The sequence below is a fragment of the Xanthomonas prunicola genome, from assembly GCF_002846205.1.
Taxonomy (GTDB): domain Bacteria; phylum Pseudomonadota; class Gammaproteobacteria; order Xanthomonadales; family Xanthomonadaceae; genus Xanthomonas; species Xanthomonas prunicola.
Window position 1 is genome coordinate 361,433 of record NZ_PHKV01000002.1, and the last position, 20,854, is coordinate 382,286.

13 protein-coding genes and 2 pseudogenes are annotated in these 20,854 nt (G+C 65.8%); 4 read left to right on the top strand and 11 right to left on the bottom strand.

Annotated features, from left to right (window positions below; genetic code table 11):
* Positions 1 to 57: 57 nt before the first annotated feature.
* From rodA to XpruCFBP8353_RS08080, 5 genes are all read right to left on the bottom strand, one after another.
* Positions 58 to 1,176, bottom strand: a complete 1,119-nt coding sequence (gene rodA, locus XpruCFBP8353_RS08060; protein WP_101362769.1) for a rod shape-determining protein RodA — start codon at positions 1,174 to 1,176, stop codon at positions 58 to 60.
* Entirely contained in the window at positions 1,173 to 3,233 is a 2,061-nt protein-coding gene (gene mrdA / locus XpruCFBP8353_RS08065) for a penicillin-binding protein 2 (protein ID WP_101362770.1), read from the bottom strand. Before mrdA ends, rodA begins: the two co-directional genes overlap by 4 nt.
* Positions 3,234 to 3,236: 3 nt before the next feature.
* Entirely contained in the window at positions 3,237 to 3,722 is a 486-nt protein-coding gene (gene mreD, locus XpruCFBP8353_RS08070) for a rod shape-determining protein MreD (protein ID WP_101362771.1), read from the bottom strand.
* Positions 3,719 to 5,026 (bottom strand): rod shape-determining protein MreC, encoded by a 1,308-nt coding sequence (gene mreC / locus XpruCFBP8353_RS08075; RefSeq protein ID WP_101362772.1) that lies wholly within the window; start codon positions 5,024 to 5,026, stop codon positions 3,719 to 3,721. The genes mreD and mreC overlap by 4 nt, the downstream gene beginning before the upstream one ends.
* 172 nt (positions 5,027 to 5,198) lie before the next feature.
* Positions 5,199 to 6,245, bottom strand: a complete 1,047-nt coding sequence (locus tag XpruCFBP8353_RS08080; RefSeq protein ID WP_003482734.1) for a rod shape-determining protein — start codon at positions 6,243 to 6,245, stop codon at positions 5,199 to 5,201.
* Between the two features lie 276 nt (positions 6,246 to 6,521).
* Here XpruCFBP8353_RS08080 and XpruCFBP8353_RS08085 point away from each other — a divergent pair, with 276 nt between their 5' ends.
* The 4 genes and pseudogenes from XpruCFBP8353_RS08085 to XpruCFBP8353_RS08100 all read left to right on the top strand — a co-directional run bounded on the left by XpruCFBP8353_RS08085 (position 6,522) and on the right by XpruCFBP8353_RS08100 (position 10,899).
* The gene (locus XpruCFBP8353_RS08085) at positions 6,522 to 7,454 is read left to right on the top strand and encodes a carbohydrate kinase family protein (protein WP_101362773.1); all 933 of its coding nucleotides are present in this window, start codon (positions 6,522 to 6,524) and stop codon (positions 7,452 to 7,454) included.
* Between the two features lie 447 nt (positions 7,455 to 7,901).
* A pseudogene (locus XpruCFBP8353_RS08090) lies at positions 7,902 to 8,300 on the top strand (hypothetical protein); the annotation flags it as partial.
* Positions 8,296 to 8,541, top strand: a pseudogene (locus tag XpruCFBP8353_RS08095) (XVIPCD domain-containing protein); the annotation flags it as partial. The pseudogenes XpruCFBP8353_RS08090 and XpruCFBP8353_RS08095, both read left to right, overlap by 5 nt.
* Before the next feature lie 372 nt (positions 8,542 to 8,913).
* Positions 8,914 to 10,899 (top strand): sigma-54-dependent Fis family transcriptional regulator, encoded by a 1,986-nt coding sequence (locus XpruCFBP8353_RS08100; RefSeq protein ID WP_101363078.1) that lies wholly within the window; start codon positions 8,914 to 8,916, stop codon positions 10,897 to 10,899.
* Positions 10,900 to 11,387: 488 nt separating this feature from the next.
* On the opposite strand, the gene XpruCFBP8353_RS08105 is transcribed toward XpruCFBP8353_RS08100, so the two are convergent.
* From XpruCFBP8353_RS08105 to XpruCFBP8353_RS08130, 6 genes are read right to left on the bottom strand one after another with little or no spacing between them, the layout of a single operon-like run.
* Positions 11,388 to 13,772, bottom strand: a complete 2,385-nt coding sequence (locus XpruCFBP8353_RS08105; RefSeq protein WP_101362774.1) for a TonB-dependent receptor — start codon at positions 13,770 to 13,772, stop codon at positions 11,388 to 11,390.
* Between the two features lie 11 nt (positions 13,773 to 13,783).
* The gene (locus XpruCFBP8353_RS08110; protein WP_101362775.1) at positions 13,784 to 14,890 is read right to left on the bottom strand and encodes an S-(hydroxymethyl)glutathione dehydrogenase/class III alcohol dehydrogenase; all 1,107 of its coding nucleotides are present in this window, start codon (positions 14,888 to 14,890) and stop codon (positions 13,784 to 13,786) included.
* A gap of 35 nt (positions 14,891 to 14,925) precedes the next feature.
* Positions 14,926 to 15,972 (bottom strand): beta-propeller fold lactonase family protein, encoded by a 1,047-nt coding sequence (locus tag XpruCFBP8353_RS08115; RefSeq protein WP_101362776.1) that lies wholly within the window; start codon positions 15,970 to 15,972, stop codon positions 14,926 to 14,928.
* Positions 15,969 to 16,676, bottom strand: coding sequence for a c-type cytochrome (locus tag XpruCFBP8353_RS08120; protein WP_101362777.1), 708 nt, complete (start codon positions 16,674 to 16,676; stop codon positions 15,969 to 15,971). Before XpruCFBP8353_RS08120 ends, XpruCFBP8353_RS08115 begins: the two co-directional genes overlap by 4 nt.
* Positions 16,677 to 16,702: 26 nt before the next feature.
* Positions 16,703 to 18,478: a quinoprotein dehydrogenase-associated putative ABC transporter substrate-binding protein gene (locus XpruCFBP8353_RS08125; protein WP_101362778.1), complete on the bottom strand. Its 1,776-nt coding sequence runs from the start codon at positions 18,476 to 18,478 to the stop codon at positions 16,703 to 16,705.
* Entirely contained in the window at positions 18,475 to 20,502 is a 2,028-nt protein-coding gene (locus XpruCFBP8353_RS08130; protein WP_341475800.1) for a methanol/ethanol family PQQ-dependent dehydrogenase, read from the bottom strand. Before XpruCFBP8353_RS08130 ends, XpruCFBP8353_RS08125 begins: the two co-directional genes overlap by 4 nt.
* Positions 20,503 to 20,854 lie beyond the last annotated feature (352 nt).

The following is a 20,854-nucleotide window of genomic DNA, read 5'->3' on the forward strand; positions in this document are numbered from 1 at the left end:
CATGCCGCTGGCGCGTTACCTGCGGCGGTGCAACGCACCGATGCGACCACGCGAGCCTCAATATCCATGCACCGGTCGGTGCGACTTCACTGCCATGACCAACCCCAGCCCGGCCAGCAACGACACCGCCGAGGTGCCGCCGTAACTCATCAGCGGCATCGGCACACCCACCACTGGCAACAGGCCGGAGATCATGCCGCCGTTGACCACCACATAGACGAAAAACGCCAGGCCGGTGGCGCCGGCAACCAGGCGCGAATAGGTGTCGCGCGCCTGCGAGGCGATCCATAGGCAGCGGCCAATGACGATGAGATACAACGTCAGCACGGTGGCAACACCGATCCAACCGAATTCTTCGCTGAGCACCGAAAACGCAAAGTCGGTGGTCTGTTCGGGAATGAAGTTCAGATGCGATTGCGAGCCCAGGCCCCAGCCCTTGCCGTTCAACCCGCCCGAGCCAATCGCGATCTTGGACTGGATGATGTTCCAGCCCGCGCCGAGCGCGTCGTTCTCGGGGTTGAGGAACATCATGATGCGGTCCTTCTGGTATGGCCGCAGCAGCCAGAACCACGCCACCGGCGCAGCCGCAGACACACCGCCCACCCCAACCGCCACCCACCACCACGGCAAGCCGGCGAGCAGCAGTACGAACACGCCGCTGGCCGCGATCAACACGCCGGTACCGAAGTCCGGCTGCAACATGATCAGCGCGGTGGGCACGCCGATGATCACGCAGGTCACCAGCACGGTGGAAATGCGCGGCGGCAGCGGCATGCGATGCAGATACCAGGCGGCCATCATCGGCAGGCTGATCTTGAGCAGCTCGGCTGGCTGCAGGTAGAACACTTTCAGATCCAGCCACTGCCGGCCGTATTTACCGGTGCCCAGCGCGAAGACCGCCAGCAGCGGCAGCATCGACAAGCCATACACCCACGGTGTCCAGGCACGCATGCGTAGCACCGACATGCGCGAAATGCCCCACATCGCCGCCATGCCGATGATGAAGCGGATACCTTGCGCCAGCATCAGGTGCTCGCCGTTGGCAGTGCCGCCGGCGCTCTTGAGCACCGACAGACCGATCGCCATCAGCCCGCCCAGCGCCAGACACAGCACCCAGTCCAGGCTGCGCGTAAAGCGCGCGGCCATGTCCACCAACCAGCGCAGGATGTCGCTCAATGGTCGGTCTCCTGCACTGCGTCCGGCACATCCGGCACCACCGGCTGCGCGGGCCTGTTGGGGTCCAGCGCAACGGCGGTCTGGCCGATGACCACCGGCAGCTCATCCAGCGTAGCGGCAGCGGCATCGCCGGCTGCGCGCGCATCGGTGACGCCGGCTTCGAACTGATTGACGCCCACCGCGGTCATGCCGAGCTCGCTGTCCAGCGGCTCCAGGCCCGCAGGCATCTTGCCCAGCAACCAGGCATCAAAAATCTTGCGTGCAATCGGCGCCGCCGAGCTGGTGCCGAAGCCGCCACCCTCCACCGCGACCGCGACCGCGATGACCGGGTTATCGGCCGGCGCGAAGCCAACGAACAGGCCGCGGTGGCGCAGATGCAACGGCAAGCTGCGCGGGTCCACCGCCGCCACGCCCTTGCGGCTGACCACCTGTGCGGTACCGGTCTTGCCGGCCATCTGGTACGGCGCACCAGGCGTGATGGCATAGCCGGTGCCGCCGGGCCGCATGGTGTCCATCATGCCTTCGCGCACTACCTGCAGATGCGCCGCATTCGTGCTGATGGGCTTGCCCGGCGGCTGGATCATCGGCTCCCAGGGGTGATCAAAGCCGGTGCGTTCTTCCAGCACCAGATGCGGGCGCAGCAACAGGCCACTGGCGATCGCCGAGACGCCGCGCACCAGTTGCAGCGGCGTCACCTTCCAGTCGCCCTGACCAATGGCAATGTTGACCGTGTCGCCGGGATACCAGCGCTCCTTGCGGGTTTTGTACTTGTAGGCCGGCGATGGCAGGATGCCGCCGATTTCGCCTAGCAGATCCACGCCGGTGGGCTGGCCGAAGCCGTATTCGCCCAGGTAGTGGTCGAAGCGCTCGATGCCCATATCCACCGCCAGGCGGTAGTAATAGGTATTGACCGATTGGGCGATGGACTTGCGCAGGTCGGTCCAGCCATGGCCGCCGCGGTGCGAATCGCCCCAGCCGCGGCTGACACCGGGCAGGTAGAACATGCCGGTGGACAGCACCCGGTCCTCGGGTCGGCGCAGGCCGCTGTCCAGGCCCGCCAGCGCGATCAACGGCTTGAGCGTGGAGCCCGGCGCCACACCACCCAGCACCAGCCGGTTGAACTGCGGCCGCGACGGGTTGTCGTTGAGCATCTTGAAATCGGTATGCGAGATGCCGTTGACGAACAGGTTGGGGTCGTAGCTGGGCAGGCTGACCATGCCCAGGATCTCGCCGGTGCGCGGGTCCATCGCAATGGCAGCGCCTTCGTGTTCGCCGAACGCGGCCACCATCGCACGCTGCAGATCGGCGTCTACCGATAGGCGCAGGTCCGCACCCGATTGCGGCGCGACCCGGCCAACGGTGCGGATGGCCCGCCCCTGCACATTGGTTTCGACCTGCTCGTAACCGACCTGCCCGCGCAGATCCTGCTCGTAATAGCGCTCCAGCCCGGATTTGCCCATATGGGTGAGCGCGGCATTGCCCTCGCCCAGCACTGCCAGGTCTTTTTCGTCGATACGCCCCACGTAGCCGATGATGTGCGCGAACAACGGGCCGTAGGGATAACGCCGGGTCAGATACGGCTCCAGCTCCACACCGGGGAAGCGCCAGCGCTCCACCGCAAACCGCGCCATCTCTTCATCGCTCATGCGCAGCTTGAGCGTCACCGGCAGGAAGCTGCGCCGTGCGTGCCGCTCGCGATTGAAGCGCTCCAGATCCTCCGGCGAGATCGGGATCACCTTGCCCAGCGCGTCCAGCATGGCATTCATGTCGGTGACCTTGTCGGGGGTCACGTCCAGGCGGAAGGCCGGCACGTTTTCGGCCAGCAGCCGGCCGGTGCGGTCGTAGATCATGCCGCGCCCGGGCACTACCGGCCTGGGCTTGATGCGGTTGGCCTCCGAGCGCGTGGCGTAAACCTCGTGGTCGAGCACCTGCAGCTTGAAATACCAGCCGCCCAGGCCGACCAGACAGATCACCACCATCACAAAGCCCAGCACCGCGCGGCGGCGGAACTGTTCGGCCTCCGCATGCGGATTCTTCGGATGGCGGCGCCCGTGCATGGCTTACTTCTTGCTCCGCTTGCCCAGCCGCACCGCATCCAGCACCACGAACAGCGGCGGCCACAGCGCCATGCCCAGCAGTGGCGCCCACCAGTAACTCCACGGCAGGGTCGGCTCGCCGATCGCCAGATGCACCGCCGAGGACACGATGCGGTCGTTGAGCAGCAGTCCGCCAATGGCCAGCGCCTGCTGCGACATCGGGAAGAAACGCATCCGCGCGCGGAAGCGCTGCAGGATGAAGGTCATGATCACCAGCCGCAGCGCCTGCTCGCCGAGCAGCCCGCCATACAGCAGGTCAGCCAGCACGCCAGCCACGAAGGCCAGGCCCAGTCCGACCCGATCCGGCTCCTCGATCACCCAATACGCCAGCACCAGCGCCAGCCAGTAGGGCCGCAGCGGCTGCACCACCATCGGCAACGGCAGCAGACCCAGTACCAGCGCAATGAAGATGCTCGCCGGCAGAATCCAGGTGTTGCGCATGCGGGTCATTGATCCGTCTCCTGCGGAGCCGGACGGGAATCGGGAATCGGGATTTGGGAATCGGTAGGAGCGGTGTCCTGCGGCGGTGAGGCGCTGCGGTTACCTGTTCCGAATGCGGCACTCCCTGACGCCCGTGAGCCCTGCGGTGAAGCCCGGCGGGCATCGGGATTCTGGATGCTGGATTCGTTCGATGCAGGAGAACGGGTGGGCGTGCTGGCCGGGCGGCTGGATGCTGGCGCGCTGGCCGGCTGTACGCCAGTCGTTGCCTGTGTCGGCGCGGACTGGGTACGCGGCGTGGCGCCGCCGGCGCCCGATGCCGCACCTGTCGTGGGGCGTGCCGGATCGGTCGCCGCGCTGGAAACGCCACCCGCCGGTGTGCGCGGCGTTGCGGTCAACGGCACGTTCGCTGGCGCGGTGGTGGCGGCAGGCGCGCCATTGCCGTTGCTGCCGTTGCCGATTCCCGGCACCACCCGCAACGGCTTGCCCGCGCGCAGCAACAGCACATCGCGGCCGCGGTCGAGCTTGGCGGCGGGGGTCAGTTCACCGACCAGGAAGGCGTGGGTGTCGTCCGGGTGCAATTCGGAGACCTTGCCGACCGGAAAGCCGGCCGGGAAGCGGCCGCCCAGGCCCGAGGTGACGATTTCGTCGCCCACCTGCACGCCGGCACTGAGTGGAATGTCGCGCAATTCCAGGCGGTCGCCGCGGCCGTAGACAATCAGCCGCACGCCGTTGCGCGCGACGCTGACCGGCACTGCATGGTCGGGGTCGGTGAGCAACAGCACGGTGGAATGCAGCGGGGTGACTTCGATCACCTGCCCCATCAGCCCGCCGGCATCGATCACCGCCTGGCCCAGCAGCACGCCGTCGCGGCTGCCGGCGTCCAGCAACAGGCGTTGCCGGGTGGGGTCCAGATCGATGTTCAGGATCGGCGCCAGCTGCACATCCAGGCCGCGGCGCTCGGCCACGTTAAGCAATTCGCGCAGCTGCGCATTATCCAGCGCAGCAGTCTGCAACCGGGTCAGGCGCGCGTTGGCGACCAGCAGTTGATTGCGCAAATCCCGGGTCTCTTCCACCAACTGCGCATGCGTTGCGGCGTTGTCGCGCACCTGCGAGCCGATGCGCCCCGGCAGCCCGGCCACGGCCCAGATCGGCTGGATCAGCAGATTGGCCTGCATGCGCACCTGGCTCAGCCAACTGCCGCGGCTATCGAGCGCGATCAAGACGATCGCCAGCACCAGATAGACCAGCAAGCGCAGCGTGGAGGTGACTTCGCCCGGACGGGAGGCGACGGGAGGACCGGCGTAGGAGGGCACTGTCAGGGCCGGGAATGGGGAGTCGGGAATGGGGAATCGGGGAGCAGATGGCTGCCCACGCGACGGCTAAGGCGAAAACTCACATTGGCGGGACCGCGATGCAACCACTCAGGGCCGTCGTCAGGAACCGCTCTCACGATTCCCCATTTCCGATTCCCGATTCCCGAACGCATCACTCCGGCGCGAAGAACTCATTGCCGTGCATGTCCACCAGTTCCAGCGCACGGCCGCCGCCGCGGGCCACGCAGGTGAGCGGGTCGTCGGCCACCTGCACGTGCAGGCCGGTTTCTTCGGAGATCAGGCGATCCAGGTCGCGCAGCAGCGCGCCGCCGCCGGTGAGCACGATGCCGCGCTCGGCGACGTCGGCGCACAGTTCCGGCGGGGTCTGCTCCAGCGCCAGCTTCACCGCCGAGACAATGCCCGACAACGGCTCGTGCAGCGCTTCCAGCACTTCGTTGGAGTTGATCTTGATCATCTTCGGCACGCCCTCGGCGAGGTTACGGCCGGAGATTTCCATCTCCTGCACCTCGTCCTGCGGATAGGCGCAGCCGATCTGCAGCTTGATGCGCTCGGCCGTGGCTTCGCCGATCAGCATGCCGTGGTTACGGCGCACGTAGTTGGTGATCGACTCGTCGAAACGGTCGCCGCCCACGCGCACCGACTGCGAGTAGACGATGCCGTTGAGCGAGATGACCGCCACTTCGGTGGTGCCGCCGCCGATGTCGATGACCATCGAACCGCGCGCCTCGGTCACCGGCATACCGGCACCGATCGCAGCGGCCATCGGCTCTTCGATCAAATAGACATCGCGCGCACCGGCCTCTTCCGCCGATTCCTTGATGGCGCGGCGCTCGACCTGGGTGGAACCGGCCGGCACGCACACCAGCACGCGCGGGCTGGGGCGCAGGAAGCGCGACTTGTGCACCTTCTTGATGAAGTGCTTCAGCATCGCCTCGGTGTAGGTAAAGTCGGCGATAACCCCGTCCTTCATCGGGCGGATCGTGGTGATGTGGCCGGGGGTACGGCCGAGCATCTGCTTGGCCTCCGCGCCGACGGCGGCCACCGAGCGCGTGCCGCCGATTGCGCGGTCCTGACGCACCGCAACCACCGACGGCTCGTTCAGCACGATGCCCTGTCCGCGCACGTAGATCAGCGTATTGGCCGTGCCCAGATCGATGGACAGGTCGTTGGAGAACATGCCGCGCAGTTTCTTGAACATCGAGGGAATTGTTCCTGGGGTAAGTCGCGTGCCCGCCGCCAGACTGGCGAAATTTTGGGCAGAAAACGAAGTCCGCTAGCCTAGCAATCCACCCCGGTGCGGGCAAGGAAAAATCGGAGAATGCGCATCTGTTTTCATGTGCCGGTCACGCCGGACATGGCATGCGGTTCTGGCCCTGATCGGTCGCAGCCGTTACCCTTTGCGCCGCGGCGCTCGCGTCGTCCCGCTGCCATGCCCGGCAATTGGCGGGTTTTCCTAACGCAAAGGCCTGACTCGATGTCCGCACTGATCTGTGGTTCCCTCGCCTACGACACCATCATGGTGTTTCCGGACCAGTTCAAGAACCACATCCTGCCGGACAAGGTGCACATCCTGAATGTGTCGTTCCTGGTGCCGCGCATGCGCCGCGAGTTCGGCGGCTGCGCCGGCAACATCGCCTACAACCTGCACCTGCTCGGTGGCGCGCCGATTCCGATGGGCACGGTGGGCCAGGACTTCGGCCCCTACCGCGAACACTTCGAAACGCTGGGCATCGATCTGTCGCGGGTGAAGATCATCGAGGACCTGTTCACCCCGCAGGCTTTCATCACCACCGACCACGACAACAACCAGATCACCGCGTTCCACCCGGGCGCGATGATGCGCAGCTACGAGAATCACGTGAAGGACGTGCCGGGCGTGACCCTGGGCCTGGTGGGCCCCGACGGGCGCGAAGGCATGATCCAGAACGCGGAAGAGTTCGCTGCTGCCGGCATCCCCTTCATCTTCGATCCCGGCCAGGCGATGCCGCTGTTCAACGGCCCGGAACTGCGCCAGTTCATCGAGCAGGCCCAGTACGTGGTGGTCAACGACTACGAGTCCAACCTGTTGCAGGAACGCACCGGCTGGGACGAAAAGGACATCGTCTCGCGCGTGCAGGCCTACATCACCACCCAGGGCCCGAAGGGCGCGCTGGTGCATACCCCGGAAAAGACCTACGACATTCCACCGGCGCACGAGCGCCGCGTGGTCGACCCGACCGGCTGCGGCGATGCCTTCCGCGCCGGCCTGATCTATGGCATCCAGGGCGGCTACGACTGGCTGACCATCGGCCGCATGGGCAACCTGATGGGCGCGCTGAAGGTGGAGCACCCCGGCACCCAGAACCAGCGCTTCGACTTCGCCGAGTTCAACGACCAGTTCAAGCAGCAGTTCGGCTACGCGCTGTAACGGCGGCCGGATGATGCCCGCCGCGCCGAGCGGGCACCCTGCCTTCGCTTGCGGAGGCGTTGGCGCGGGAATAGGCTCGTCGTGTTGGCGTCAATGCAGGATGCCATGGGACATGTGCGTGTTCCGTCCAGCGGAAGCCTGACCTCGGCGAACAACGCCGTCCGCCTTTGCCTGGCGCTATGCACCGCCGCCTTGTGCGGATGCGGCAACGCCGGGCAGCCGTCCTCCCCCTCTGCTTCAATCCCCACCGAGACCGAGCACGCTCGCGCCATCACGTCGCCCGCTGCGCCCGCGAACACCACGGCAGCGCCGCAGCGGCCTTCGCCAGGCCACTACGCCACAGAGCGCGGCTGGGGGCAGCTCACGATAGAGCCCGAGACGCAAGATGCCTCCAGCTTCTCGCTGGAAACGCTCAACGCCGATGCCAGTTGCAGCTTCAATGGCAAGTTGCGCGGCACCCAGGCGGCGGTAGACGACGGCGATCATCCGGGCACCTGCACCCCGGAAATCGCCAAGGCTGGGGCAGGCGCCGCGATCCGCGCCGCGAGCGGCAGCGAAAACGCGTGTCGGGAGTATTGCGGCGGCAACGGCAGCTTCGAAGGCGATTACCTGCCGCTGGCGGCGACTTGCGAACCGGCAGCCGTGCAGCGCACGCGCAAAGCGTTCCAGTCGCTCTACGATCAAAAGGACTATGTGAAAGCCGAGGCGACGCTGGCGCCGCTTTACCGCAATTGCCTGGCGACTTCCAGCTTCAGCGATGAAGGTGCGATTCGCAACGAGTACGCCATCACCCAGCACAGGCTAGGCGACGATGCCGGGTGCCTGGAGACACTGGCGCCCTATCGCAAAGCAGACGCCGAGCCTGACGCTGTCGGAAAGCGAAAAGGCCCAAACGACCACCGACCTGCAGCGCGACGGCAAGGCCATCAAGGCGGACAACAATCGCGCGCTGGACGAAACGGTGCGCGGCAACCTCAACAAGTTCCTGGCTTCCGATGACGGCGTGAGCTTCGTGCACGCTCACGACCGAACGCAGGTCGAGCGCCTGCTGCGTCCAGGCGACGGCAACAAGGACCTGGGCGGCGCGCACAAGCGCGCCGCGGTGAACGTTGAGCAAGCGCTCAACACTCCGGTAGAGCAATCGGACCAGAAGCTGCAGGCGGCAAACCTGGCGATCGGCAAGGAGCTGCAACAAGCCAGGCAAGCCGAGCTGGAACGCGGCATGGACCTGCCCAACCGCGGTGGTCCAGCGATGGCGTAGTGACGGCAGACGCGCGATTCACCGCCGCGTCGGTGCATGCCGCAGCCGTGCCGGGCGGCGTCATTCGTCCTGCGGCCTCGCTGGTGATCTGATTCAGCGCATTTCCAATCCGGTTTTTGCTGCACCGCGGTTTGAGCCTCGCCCCGGTTTGTGCGTCACTGCCGCTCTAGTCCCGGGTAGGGACCGAGGATGCGCCACGTGTCGGAAGTGACTGTCGCCAACCTCCTGCAGGCCACGGCTGGGCCCTCGTCCGCTACCGAGGCGGAATCGGCGCTGCTGACGCGGATGCGCCGCTTCCGCCAGATCGAACCGTTGCCGCCGGCGCTGGCGCGCTCGTGGCAGCGCTGCCTGGACGAATATGGGCTCAGTCCGGATGCCCCCCCTTCGCCGATGGTCCACGATGGCAGCGGGCTGCGCGAGCGCCAGCAGCGGCTCGACGAAGTGCTGCGCATCGCCAAGGTGGAGATGGAGAACCTCTACGAGCAGATCGCCGGCGGCGGCTACGCGGTGGTCTTTGCCGACGCCGAGGCGACCCTCCTGCACAGCGTGCAGGACCCGGCACTGCTGCGCGAATTCCGCGAGACCGGATTGTTCTGCGGCGCCAGCTGGGCCGAGCGCTACCAGGGCACCAACGGCATCGGCACCTGCGCCGTGGAGCGCAGCGCGCTCGGCGTGCACCGCGGCGAGCATTACCTGGCCCGGCATCTGCCGCTATCGTGCAGCGGTGCGCCGATCCTCGACCCACACGGGCAATTGCTGGCGGTGCTGGATGCGTCCACGCCGGACGCGCGCGACACCAAACTGGTGCAGCGCCACACCAGCGCGCTGGTGCGCATGTCGGCGGCGCAGATCGCGCGTTCGTATTTTCTGGAGCAGTACCGGCATGCGTGGATCCTGCGCTTCCATAGCCGCCCGGAGTTCGCCGGCCTGTTGCACGAAGCGCTGATGGCCATCGGCGCCGACGGCTGCGTGCTGGCCGTCAACGAAGCGGCGCTGGAACAGCTCGGCAAGGGCGAGCGCAGCCTGTTGGTCGGGCGCGACATCTCGCAGGTGATGCAGCTGGACTTCGACACCGTGGAGCAGCGTGCGCGCAACGATGCCAGCACGCTGTGGTCGATCCGCTGCGCCTGCCACGGACGCCGCTTCTTCGCCCTGGCGCAGCCGCCGCGCCGCAACACTGTTGCTAGCGGCGCGCACGTCACCAACGCCGACAATGGCGAGGCGGCCTACTCACCCGAACACATCGGCTCCGATCCGCGCATGCGCCACAACCTGGACAACGCGCTGAAGCTGGCCGCGCATCGTGTGTCGATCCTGCTGTGTGGCGCCACCGGCACCGGCAAGGAGGAATTCGCCAAGGCGGTGCACCGCGGCTCGCTATGGGCGGCACGGCCGTTCGTGGCGGTGAATTGCGCGGCGATCCCCGAGGCGCTGATCGAGAGCGAACTGTTCGGCTACGCGCGCGGCGCGTTCACCGATGCCGCACGCGAAGGCCGCCACGGCAAGCTGCTGCAAGCCAGCGGCGGCAACTTGTTCCTGGACGAGATCGGCGACATGCCGCTGCCGCTGCAGACGCGGCTGCTGCGCGTGCTGGAAGAACAGAGCGTGACCCCGCTGGGCAGCGACCGGGCGATGCCGCTGGAACTGCACGTGATCAGCGCCAGCCATCGCGACCTGATGCAAATGGTGGCCGCTGGCGAGTTCCGCGAAGATCTGTACTACCGCCTCAACGGCGTGGTGCTGCACCTGCCGCCGCTACGCGAGCGCAGCGACAAGGCCGAACTGATTCGTACCCTGCTGCGCGAGGAAAACAGCGAGCACAGCGTGCGCATCAGCGAAGACGCGCTGCACAAGCTGCTCAGCTACGCCTGGCCGGGCAACCTGCGCCAACTGCGCAACGTGCTGCGCACGGCCGCCGTGCTGTGCAGTGACGGAGTGATTCGCATATCGAATCTGCCGCAGGAAATCGTCGACGCCGGCAGCGCGCCCTGCCTGGTCGATGGGCGTGCGGTCGCGGCCGACGATATGCCTGGCCGCGTCGCATTGGATCAGGCCGAGCGGCTGGTGCTGCAGCAACAACTCGAACGCCACCGCTGGAATGTCAGCCGCACCGCCGACGCCCTGGGCATCAGCCGTAACACCCTGTACCGCAAGCTGCGCAAGCACAGCTTGGAGACTGGGTGATCTGAGGGCAGTGATGCGGGACTGGGCAATGGGAATTCCTTCAAGCCAATGCAGTTCTTGCCAGGTGTACATGCAGCAATAACACAGCGACTTTCTGTCTTCATGCGGTCGCCGCTTGTGCGCGGCGCACATGTGCCACTCGTACGTGCAGCGATAGCGAGCGGGCAAGCACAAGTCGCGATGGTCGACGTGTCAGCGCGAGCAACAGATGACATGCGCCGGCTACTTTGCCGCCTGCACATCACGAGCCGCTTCCATAAGACCACCGACCAAGGTTCTGGTACGGTGCCCTCCCCGCTTGTGGGACCGATGACGGCATGAATGCCGCCATCGCCCCCCAGGGGCGGATGTGCGGCGTTGTCCCGGAGCGGTGAGCACACCGCGCACGAGACCAGCGCGACTTACCAGCGTCCCGACAACGCCACGAGCGGCAAAGTCCTGGGGCTAGGGTTCGCTGCTACCCAAATCCCGAATCCCTGATCCCGGTCTCAAAGCGCCCAACGTAGCCCGATCAGATACTGCCGTGGTGCGCCCGGTGCGAGAAACCGCGCGGGGCCGGTCTCCACTGGCGCGTCCTGCGGGCGTGCGAGTTCGCCATCGGGAAACACGTCTTCGGCCACAGCCGCGTAAGTTGCATAGCGGCGGTTGAAGACGTTGTCGACGCGCGCGAACAACGACAACCGCTCGCTGAGCGTCCAGCGCCCATACAAATCGACGAGTGCATAACCAGCGGTTCCGATGTTGATCCGCTCAGGTGCCGGCTCGCCGGCTTCGGCGTTGTCGACCTGGCCGTCTTCGTTGCCGCTGGCGATGCGCCCAGATACCGCGCGCACGCCAGCGCCCAAGGTCAGCGCATCGCGCTGCCATTGCGCACCGAGTTTGAGGTTGTGACGCGGCAACGCCGCAATACGCAACCCGGGCCGTAGTGCGATCACCCGCTCGCCGGAGAGCAGTTCGCCATCGCTGCGATACGTCGCATCCAGGTAGCTATATCCGGCCGACCATTGCCAGTCGCCGCTGCGCAGATGCAGTGCCGCATCCATGCCCTGATAGCGCGTGCGGCCGACATTGTCGAAGTAGCCCAGCTGCGTGTCCGGTGCGCGTAAGAACAGAATGTCGTTACGATTGTCGGCGCGGTACACCGACAATGTGGCATTGCTGTCGGCAGACGGTGTCCAGCGCGCACCCAATTCGTAGGTCCGCGAGATGATCTGCTCAAGGCGCGGATCGGCCTGCAAGCCGGTCGGCAACCGGCACGGCTGGGTGGGGTCGGCGCAGCCCAGTTCGATGGCGGTCGGTGCACGGCTGTTCTGCGCGACCGAGCCGTACAGCGTCACACCAGACGCGAGCCGATGAGTCAAACCCAGCGATGGGTTGGCCTTGGCATAAACAAAGCGCTCGCGCGGGCGATCGCCGTCGTCGGCCGTGGAAAGCACGTTGTCCACCACCACGTGATTCCAGCGCACTGCCGCGGTGAGATGGGTGGCATCGTCCAGCGCCCAGGTATCGGCAAGGAACACGCCCAGCGTCTCGGTGCTCCCGCGCACGCCGGAAAAGAACGCGCGTTCGACAGCGGGATCGGCAACGACCGAGCGGTCGGGCTGCACCCACCCGTCGCCGGTGAATTGCTGATAACGCACATGGCCGCGATCGAAGGTGACGCCGGTCGTGAGCGCATGCGCGCCCCACTGCCTGCTCAGGTTGAGCGCCACGCCTTGTGCTTGCTGACGCATCTGGGTGGTGTTGAGCGCGCCGGTGTGCAGCACATCGGCATCGGTGCGGGCGACATCGCAATCGGCATCCAGCGCGCTGCCATCGGCGGCATACCCGGACGCGCATTCTTCGACGAACGCTTCGTATTCTTCGCCGATATCGCCATTGACGGTGTCGCGGCGCCCTACGCGCGAGTAAGCCAGGGCGTGCAACGCGGTGTCTTCATCGAAACGATGATCCAACTGGGCGGTCAACAACGTGTTGCGATTGCGGGTGAGATCGGGCGAGGTGTACACCGAACGCCGATCGGCGCGATACAGGCCTGGCTCCGGACCTTCGTCGGTGTAGCGTGTATCCGGCAGCAGACCATTGCCGATCAGACGGCTGCGCCCATGCAGCAACGACAGGCTCCAGTCGGTCTGCTCGCCTTGCTTACCGACTTTGCCAAACACGGTGCCAAGCCGGCCTTCGGAGGCATCCCGCCAGCCGTTTTCATCTAACCCGGTCACCGCAACAAAGCCATGCCAGCCGTCCGCGTCAGCGATGCCGTAACTGGCATCCAGCCGCCTGCGCGCGCCACTGCCGATGCTTACTTCGACGTGCACTCCGGGTGCGGTCAGTCCGGATGCGGTGGACAGCACTACTGTCCCGCCCAACGTGTTGGGCCCGAACAGCGGGTTGGAACCAGGCATCAGCGTCACGGCGGTGATGGCCGATTCGGGCAGCATGTCCCAACTGACGATATCGGCGAACGGTTCGTTGACGCGCACGCCATCCAGATAGACCGACACGCCTTGCGACGCGCCCGGCAGCGCAGAGGCGCGAAAGCCATGGAAGGTGAGATCGTTCTGGAAGGCGCTGCCTTGCACATCATTGCCGTCCACGCCGACGAAACGCCGCTGCAGTAGATCGCTCAGGTTGTTGCTGCGGCCGCGTGATAGCTCGGCGTTGCTCGCCGATTGCACCATGTACGGCAATTGCGCCGCATCGATGGTGGTGCCGGGGATCGGCGTGGCGGTCACCTCCACACGGTCCAGCCAGGTGATTTGCGGTGCGTCGGCTGCAGCAGCCAGTGCGCTGTGTGCGAGCAAGGCGATGGTGCATGCGCCTGCCAGCGCATGACGGTGCAGCCTTGCTGTCCTGCCCCTTTCTGCTGCCATTTGCGCCTCCGTCAGTACACCACGATTGATTTGATGCCACGCGCCGCACGCAGGTCCGCCAACGCCTGGTTGATGTCGTCCAAAGCCAGGGTGCGCGTGATCAACGGCGCCAGTTGGATGTCGCCCTGCAGATAACGCTCGACGTAGCCGGGCAATTCGCTGCGCCCTTTGACGCCGCCGAAGGCGCTGCCGCGCCACACCCGCCCGGTCACCAATTGAAACGGGCGCGTGCTGATTTCCTGCGCGTCATCGGCCACGCCCAGAATGACGCTTTCGCCCCAGCCCTTGTGGCAGCACTCCAGCGCCGCCCGCATCGCGCCGACATCGCCGACGCATTCAAAACTGTGGTCGGCGCCACCGTCGGTCAGGTCCACGATCACCTGCTGGATCGGCGCACCGTAGTCGCGCGGATCCAGACAATCGGTGGCGCCCAGCGTGCGTGCCAGTGCGAACTTGGCGGGGTCGATATCCACCGCGATGATACGGCCGGCCCGTGCCAGCACCGCGCCCTGCACCACCGACAAACCGATGCCGCCGAGCCCGAACACCGCCACGCAATCGCCTGGCCGCACATGTGTGCTGTTGAGCACCGCACCGACGCCGGTAGTGACCGTGCAGCCGAGCAGGCAGACCTGCTCCAACGGCGCATCCGGGTGGATACGTGCGACCGCGATCTCCGGAAGCACGGTGTATTCGGAAAACGTGCTGGTGCCCATGTGATGCAGGATCGGCTGCCCGCGCAACGAAAACCGGCTGCTGCCATCGGGCATCAGGCCACGCTCCTGACTGCTGCGAATGGCTTGACACAAATTCGTGCGACCGGAACGGCAGAACTTGCACACGCCGCATTCGGGCATGTACAGCGGAATCACATGATCGCCGGGCCGCACGCTGGTGACGCCGATGCCGACGTCTTCGACAACACCGGCGCCCTCCTGCCCCAGGATTGCCGGAAAGCTGACGGCATGGCCATGCGCCAGCACATGCGCATCGCCGTGACAGATGCCGGTGGCAACCAGGCGCACCAGCACCTCGCCGGGACGCGGCGGCTGCAGGTCCACTTCTTCGATGGTCAACGGCTGGTGCGGACCCCAGGCCACCGCAGCGCGTGTCTTCATCCGGCCTCCCTGACGCGCGTCGGCATGCCGGCCGCCTAGCGCGCGATGATCACGCCCCACGGCAGTTCGCCGACGGGGATCTGTTTGAGTTCGCGCAAACTGGCTGTATCGATCACGCTCACGGTGTTGGAGCGCCCGTTGGCGACATAGAGCTTGTCGCCGGCCGGCGTCAGTGCCGGATTCCACGGGCGCTGCCCGACCGGAATGTCCGCCAGGCTGCGCGCGGTGTTGAGGTCGATCACGCTGACCGTGCCGGCGCCGCCATTGGAGGCATATAGCCGCGTGCCATCGGCCGACACGGCCACACCGGCAGTACGCACGCCGGCCGGCAGACTGGCGCGACGCTGACGCGTTTGCAGGTCGATCACGTCCACCACGTTGGCGGTTTCCTGCGCGATGTACACGCTGTGCCCATCAGGTGCGAATGCCATGCCGCGCGGATGCCCGCTGGTGGCCACCACGCCGCGCGATCGACGGGCCGCCAAATCAATCATGTCCATGTCGTTGGAGCCCTCGTTGCTGGTGAGCAACCACTTGCCATCCGGGGTGTAGGCGCAATGCTCCGGCGCCTGCCCGCGCGTGGCGATCACCTGCTGCACGGTGAATTGCGCCGCATCGATCAGGGTCACCTGATTCTGGCCTTCCACGCACACCGCGAACTGCTTGCCGTCCGGCGACAACGCGACGCCTTCGGCGTTCTCGCCGATGTCGACGCTGCGCAACACCGCATCTTTTTCGGTATCGAGTTCGACCAGCCGGTGATGCTCGGCGTCGATCAGGTACAGATGCCCCTGCGGGCCGGGCAAGAGCTGCTGCAGGCGTTTGCCAAGCTGGCCCTGCGCGCTGAGCGTGCGCACCACGGTATCGGTGTGCGTATCGATCACCGACACCGTGCCGCTGCGCTGATTGGGCACATACGCAACCACCGGCGGCGTTGCCGGCGCCGGTGTTGCACTGCCTGTCGCCGCGGGTACGGTGGTCGCTGTCGGTGTGGCAGTGTCGCGCTGGCAGCCTGACAGCAACAGTGTGCCCAACATCGCTGCTGCAAGCACGCACGGCCAGCGAGCAGGCGCTGGCCTCATTGCGCCTTGCCTGCGGTCTTGTTGATCGAGTGGATGAAGGCGAGCAACTTTTCGGTATCGCCGGGCTTGAGCACCGGTCCAAACGGCGGCATCTGCCCGACCACCTTTTCATGCCCGATGCGGGTCTTGCCATGGGTAATCATGGCGGCGGTGCCTTCGCTGATCAGCGTGCGCAAGGTGTCGTCGTCGCTGCCATACACCCAGATGTCGTTGGTCAGCGGCGGGCACATGCCACCGCCGCCAGTACCGCCGTGGCAGGCATTGCAGCCGGCCGAAAAATAGATCTTCTTGCCTTCGGCCACTAACTCCGGCGTGACCTTGACCTCGGGGCCTTTCGGAATCGGCACGATCGTGGCCGGTGGTGCGACTGGAGTCGCTGGATCCGGGGCAGGCCCGGCCGCCACATTGGGCATCGCTGCGGCCGCAGGTGCGGGTGCAGGCGCTGTGTTGTCGGCGGCTGGCGCAGACGCAGGCGCGCTGGCGGCCGGTGGAGGCGGTGCATCGGCGGCCGGAGCAGGCGGCGCATCGGCGGCCGGAGCAGGCGGCGCATCGGCGGCCGGAGCAGGCGGCGCGTCCTTGCCGCAGGCGGCCAGTACGACGCTGAACATCAAAGCGCACAGCGGTGCGCGGACAGAATGATCGAGATAACGTTTGGTGGGCGTGCGCATGAACGAACCTTTTTGATCGGAGGGAACGCCGCGCACCCCTGTGCACGCGACGGGTGACGCAATCATTTGCGGGCTGGGCGCCTGGCCTCGGTGAGCAGCGTCGTCAGTGCGGCATCGCCCCGTGCCTGCGCCAGCTCTGCGGCGGTCTTGCCGTCGCGGTTGCGCGCAGACGGATCGGCACCTGCAGCCAGCAGGCGTTTGGCGACCGCTTCGCGCCCGGCCGCTGCAGCCAACATCAACGCCGTGACGCCCGCCTGATTGGCGTGGTTGACCTCGGCGCCGCGTGCCAGCACGGCATCCAGAATCGCCGGGTCGTCGCGTGCGACGGCAAACATCACCGGCGTAAATCCAGTGGGATTGGCACGCCTCACATTCGCGCCCTTCTCCAACAGCGCCTGCACCACGTCCACGTCGGCATACGACACCGCAAGATCCAGTGCGCTCCAGCCATCGCTGGCGACGGTGTCTACCGGGGCGCGCTTTGCAAGCAGCCTGCTGACGCTGTCCGCGTCATTAGCCCAGGCGGCTTTCATCAGCGCAGTCCAGCCGCTGGCGTCGCGCGCGTCCAGGCCTGCGCCGGCATCCAACAATAGGCCGACCAGATCCGGCTCCTGATTGCGGATGGCCTGATGCAACGGCGGCTCGCCGAGCAGGTTGGCGTGATTGGCATCGGCGCCATGGCGCAGCAGCCATGCAGCACGCACGGCGTCGCCGGCATCCAGCGCATGCGCCAGTTCCTGGTTCGGGTCGGCACCGTCGGCGATGCGCAGTTGCAGCTGCGCCAATTCTTGCGACGAGGCCGCCGGGCTGGGCGCAGCGGAGGTAGGCGTCGGCGTGACATACGGCCCGTGCGATGCCAGATCGCCAGCCACGATGCAGTCGCTGCAGCGCACCAGCGGCACGTGATAGCTGCGCAGGATCTCGGCGATCTTGGCGGCGTTGTCCTGCAGCGCGGTGTTAAATGCATCGCGCAGTGCGGCGTTCTTGCGCGATACGGCCCACGCCATCGAATATTCCAGCACCGCATCGTCGATGGTGTTCAACGGCACCACGCCCAGGCTACTGCGCGCGGCGTAGTAACCGGCCACTGGGCCCCAGGATTCGGCTGCATCCAGTTCGTTGGCGGCCACACGCTCCACCAGCTTGCCTGGATGTTCTTCCGGCGCGGTGGCCGAGTCGTAGAACAGGTACTGCACCTGGCCACTGATGCCGTGTTCGTAGAGCGCCTGGCGGGCGGGTGAGCTCTGAAACACGCCCAGCCGCAGTTTTTTCAGCGCCGGATCGTCCAGCGATGTGGGCACCAGAGTCAGACCCTTGCGCGTGACCAGCACGTAGGTCGAGCGGTACACCGGGCGCGTGGTCAGGCCCTGCTCGAAATCGCTGTTGAGATCCATCAGCAGATCGCAGCGGCCGGCAGTGATGGTGCTGCGCGCCAGCCCGCGCTGGTAGTAGGTGCGCCATTCGTATTCCAGGCGACGGCCCATGGCATCGGCCACCACCTGCGCAATCTTGTTCTGAAAGCCTTCGCCCGCCTTGTTGGACAACGGCATGTTGCCCGGGTCTGCGCACACACGCAGCACGCCCGGGTCGGGAGCGGGCGGCGGTGCGGATGCCGCTGCCGGCGTGGTTGCCGGCGAAGCGGTGGATGCCGGCGCCGCAGTGGACGCCGCATCCGAATGAGAAGCGCGAGCCGTCGGTGAAGACGGCTCGCGTGTGCAGCCTGCGGCGACGAGTCCGAGACTACACAGCACCAGCACCTGATGCAGATGCCGGGTGATGCCGCGCACACCGGCAGCAAGCTGCCGAGGTGCGCGTCCAACGCCTTGCGTGGATGTCATCGTGCCGTCTTCGCTACTGCGTTGGCGGTGCCGCCGCCTGCGGCCGCAGTCGCGGGGGTCGCACTGGCGGTCACGGTCTTGCCGGCGCCATCGATACGGAAGGTGTGGACCATGCCGCCGAGCGGGATTTTGTCGAAGCCCGCACCGAAGGCCAACCCGGCCGCACCCAGCGCGCCATACGGATCGGACGGATCCAGACCTGCGGCCACCGGCAAGCCGATCCAACCGCCGATACCGGAGAACACCGCCACGTACTGGTGGCCGTTGGCCTTATAAGCGATCGGGTTGCCGATGATGCCGGACGGCAACTTGGTCTCCCACAGCTTCTTGCCGGTGTCCTTGTCCACCGCACGGAACCAACCATCGAGCGTGCCGTAGAACACCAGCCCGCCATCGGTGACCAGGGTGCCGCTCCACACCGGGAACTTCTCCTTGATCTCCCACTTGGACTTGCCTTCCACCACATCGAATGCCTTGACGATGCCCAATGCGCCTGGCTCGTTCGGCTTCATCATCACGTTGGCGAAGACGTACGGCAGACCCATCATGGTGTTGCCGCGTTCCTGCGGTTCCAGCTCCATGTGCCAGTTGTTGGTACCGCAGAAGAACACTGCCGAATTGGCCGGATCCACCGAACACGGCTGCTGGTCCTTGCCCCCCATCGCCGACGGGAATGCCTGCACCTTCTTGCCACGTTCCAGCGGCGAATGCGCAGCCACCTTCACCGGTCGACCGGTCTTCATGTCGATGCGTTCGGCCCAGTTGGCCGGCACGAACTTGTGCGCGCGCAGCAGCGTGCCATCGCGACGATCGAGCACGTAGGCAAACCCGTTACGATCGAACTGCACCACCGAGGGAACTTGCTTGCCGTCGATGGTCAGGTCGACCAGGATCGGCTCGTTGATGCCGTCGTAATCCCATTGGTCGAACGGGGTCTTTTGGTAACCCCACACCGCCTCGCCGGTATCGATCTTGCGGGCGAACAAGGTCATCGACCACTTGTTGTCATGCTCGCCGTTGTTGCATTCCTCCTGCGAAGTCTTGCCGCAACGATACGACGGGCTCCACAGGCCGGGATTGCCGGTGCCGTAGTACACCAGCTTCAACTTCGGGTCGTAGCTGTACCAGCCCCAGGCAGAGCCGCCGCCACGCTTCCATTCTTCGTTGGGAAAGGTCTTGACGCCCAGATCGCCCAGCTGACCATGCTGTGGATTGGCCTTGTTGAAATCCGGGCCCAGGCAGATCGCCTTGTCGGTACCAGCCGCATCGCAGGACCACGCCTGCTTGCCATCGGACAGGTTGTAGGCGGCCACGCGCCCGAGCACACCGAACTCGTTGCCGCTGATGCCGGCGACCACTTTGCCATCAGCGATGATCGGCGCCATGGTGATGGTTTCACCCTTGTCCGGGTGCGCGAGTTTCTGCTTCCACACTTCCTTGCCGGTCTTGGCATCGAGTGCGATCACATCGCCGCTGAGGCTACCGAACACCAGCTTGCCGTCGGCATACGAGGCGCCGCGGTTGACCGTGTCGCAGCACGCCACCGCCACCGCCCGTTCGTCCTGTTGCGGGGTGTATTTCCACAGCACCTTACCGCCGTCGTCCTGCGCCGCCAGGTCGATGGCGAACACGTTGTTCGGATACGCGCTGACCATGTACATGATGCTGCCGATCACCAGCGGCTGGCCTTCGTGGCCGCGCGTGGCGTCGGTTTTCATCTCCCACGACATCTTTAGATTCTTGACGTTGTCGCGATTGATTTCGGCCAGCGGGCTATGCCGGGTGAGCGCGAAGTCGCGCCCAATGCCGCCCCAGTTATCCGCGTTGCCGGCGTTGGCGGTGAACTCGCTGTCGGTGTCGACCACGGCCGTGGCTGCAGGTGCAGGCGTCGCGGCAGGTGCTGCAGCGGGTGCGGGCGTTGCAGTTTCGGCCGGTGTGTCTTTCTTGCAGCCAGACAGCACTGCGCTCAGCGCAAGCATGAGCAGCGCAGTGCTGCGTACGCCGCGACAGGAAGATTGGTGCATATGCGTCTACCCCTCTCGTTTGAACAACCAGTCGGTTGAAACATCCCGCGGCGCAGGCGCTGTAACTGCCAATGGCGACGCAGACGTAGGAAACGTCGGAAGAGACTGAGCAAACGGCATGCCAGCGGACTGGTGCGTTGCACCACGTCGAGTTAATAAGGGTCTGAAGTGATGACGGCGAGCTGAGCACTTGCCACTGTCACGGTTTTGGCACAGTTTGCGCCGGGCGTGCTGTGACACATGTGGTGCAGCCGATGACCCGCCGGCCAGTCGGATGGGTGTGCAAGGGCGTTTTCTTGCTGCTGTTACGGAGCAAACGCAGCGCCGTATGGCGAATCCAAGCGCTCAAGCT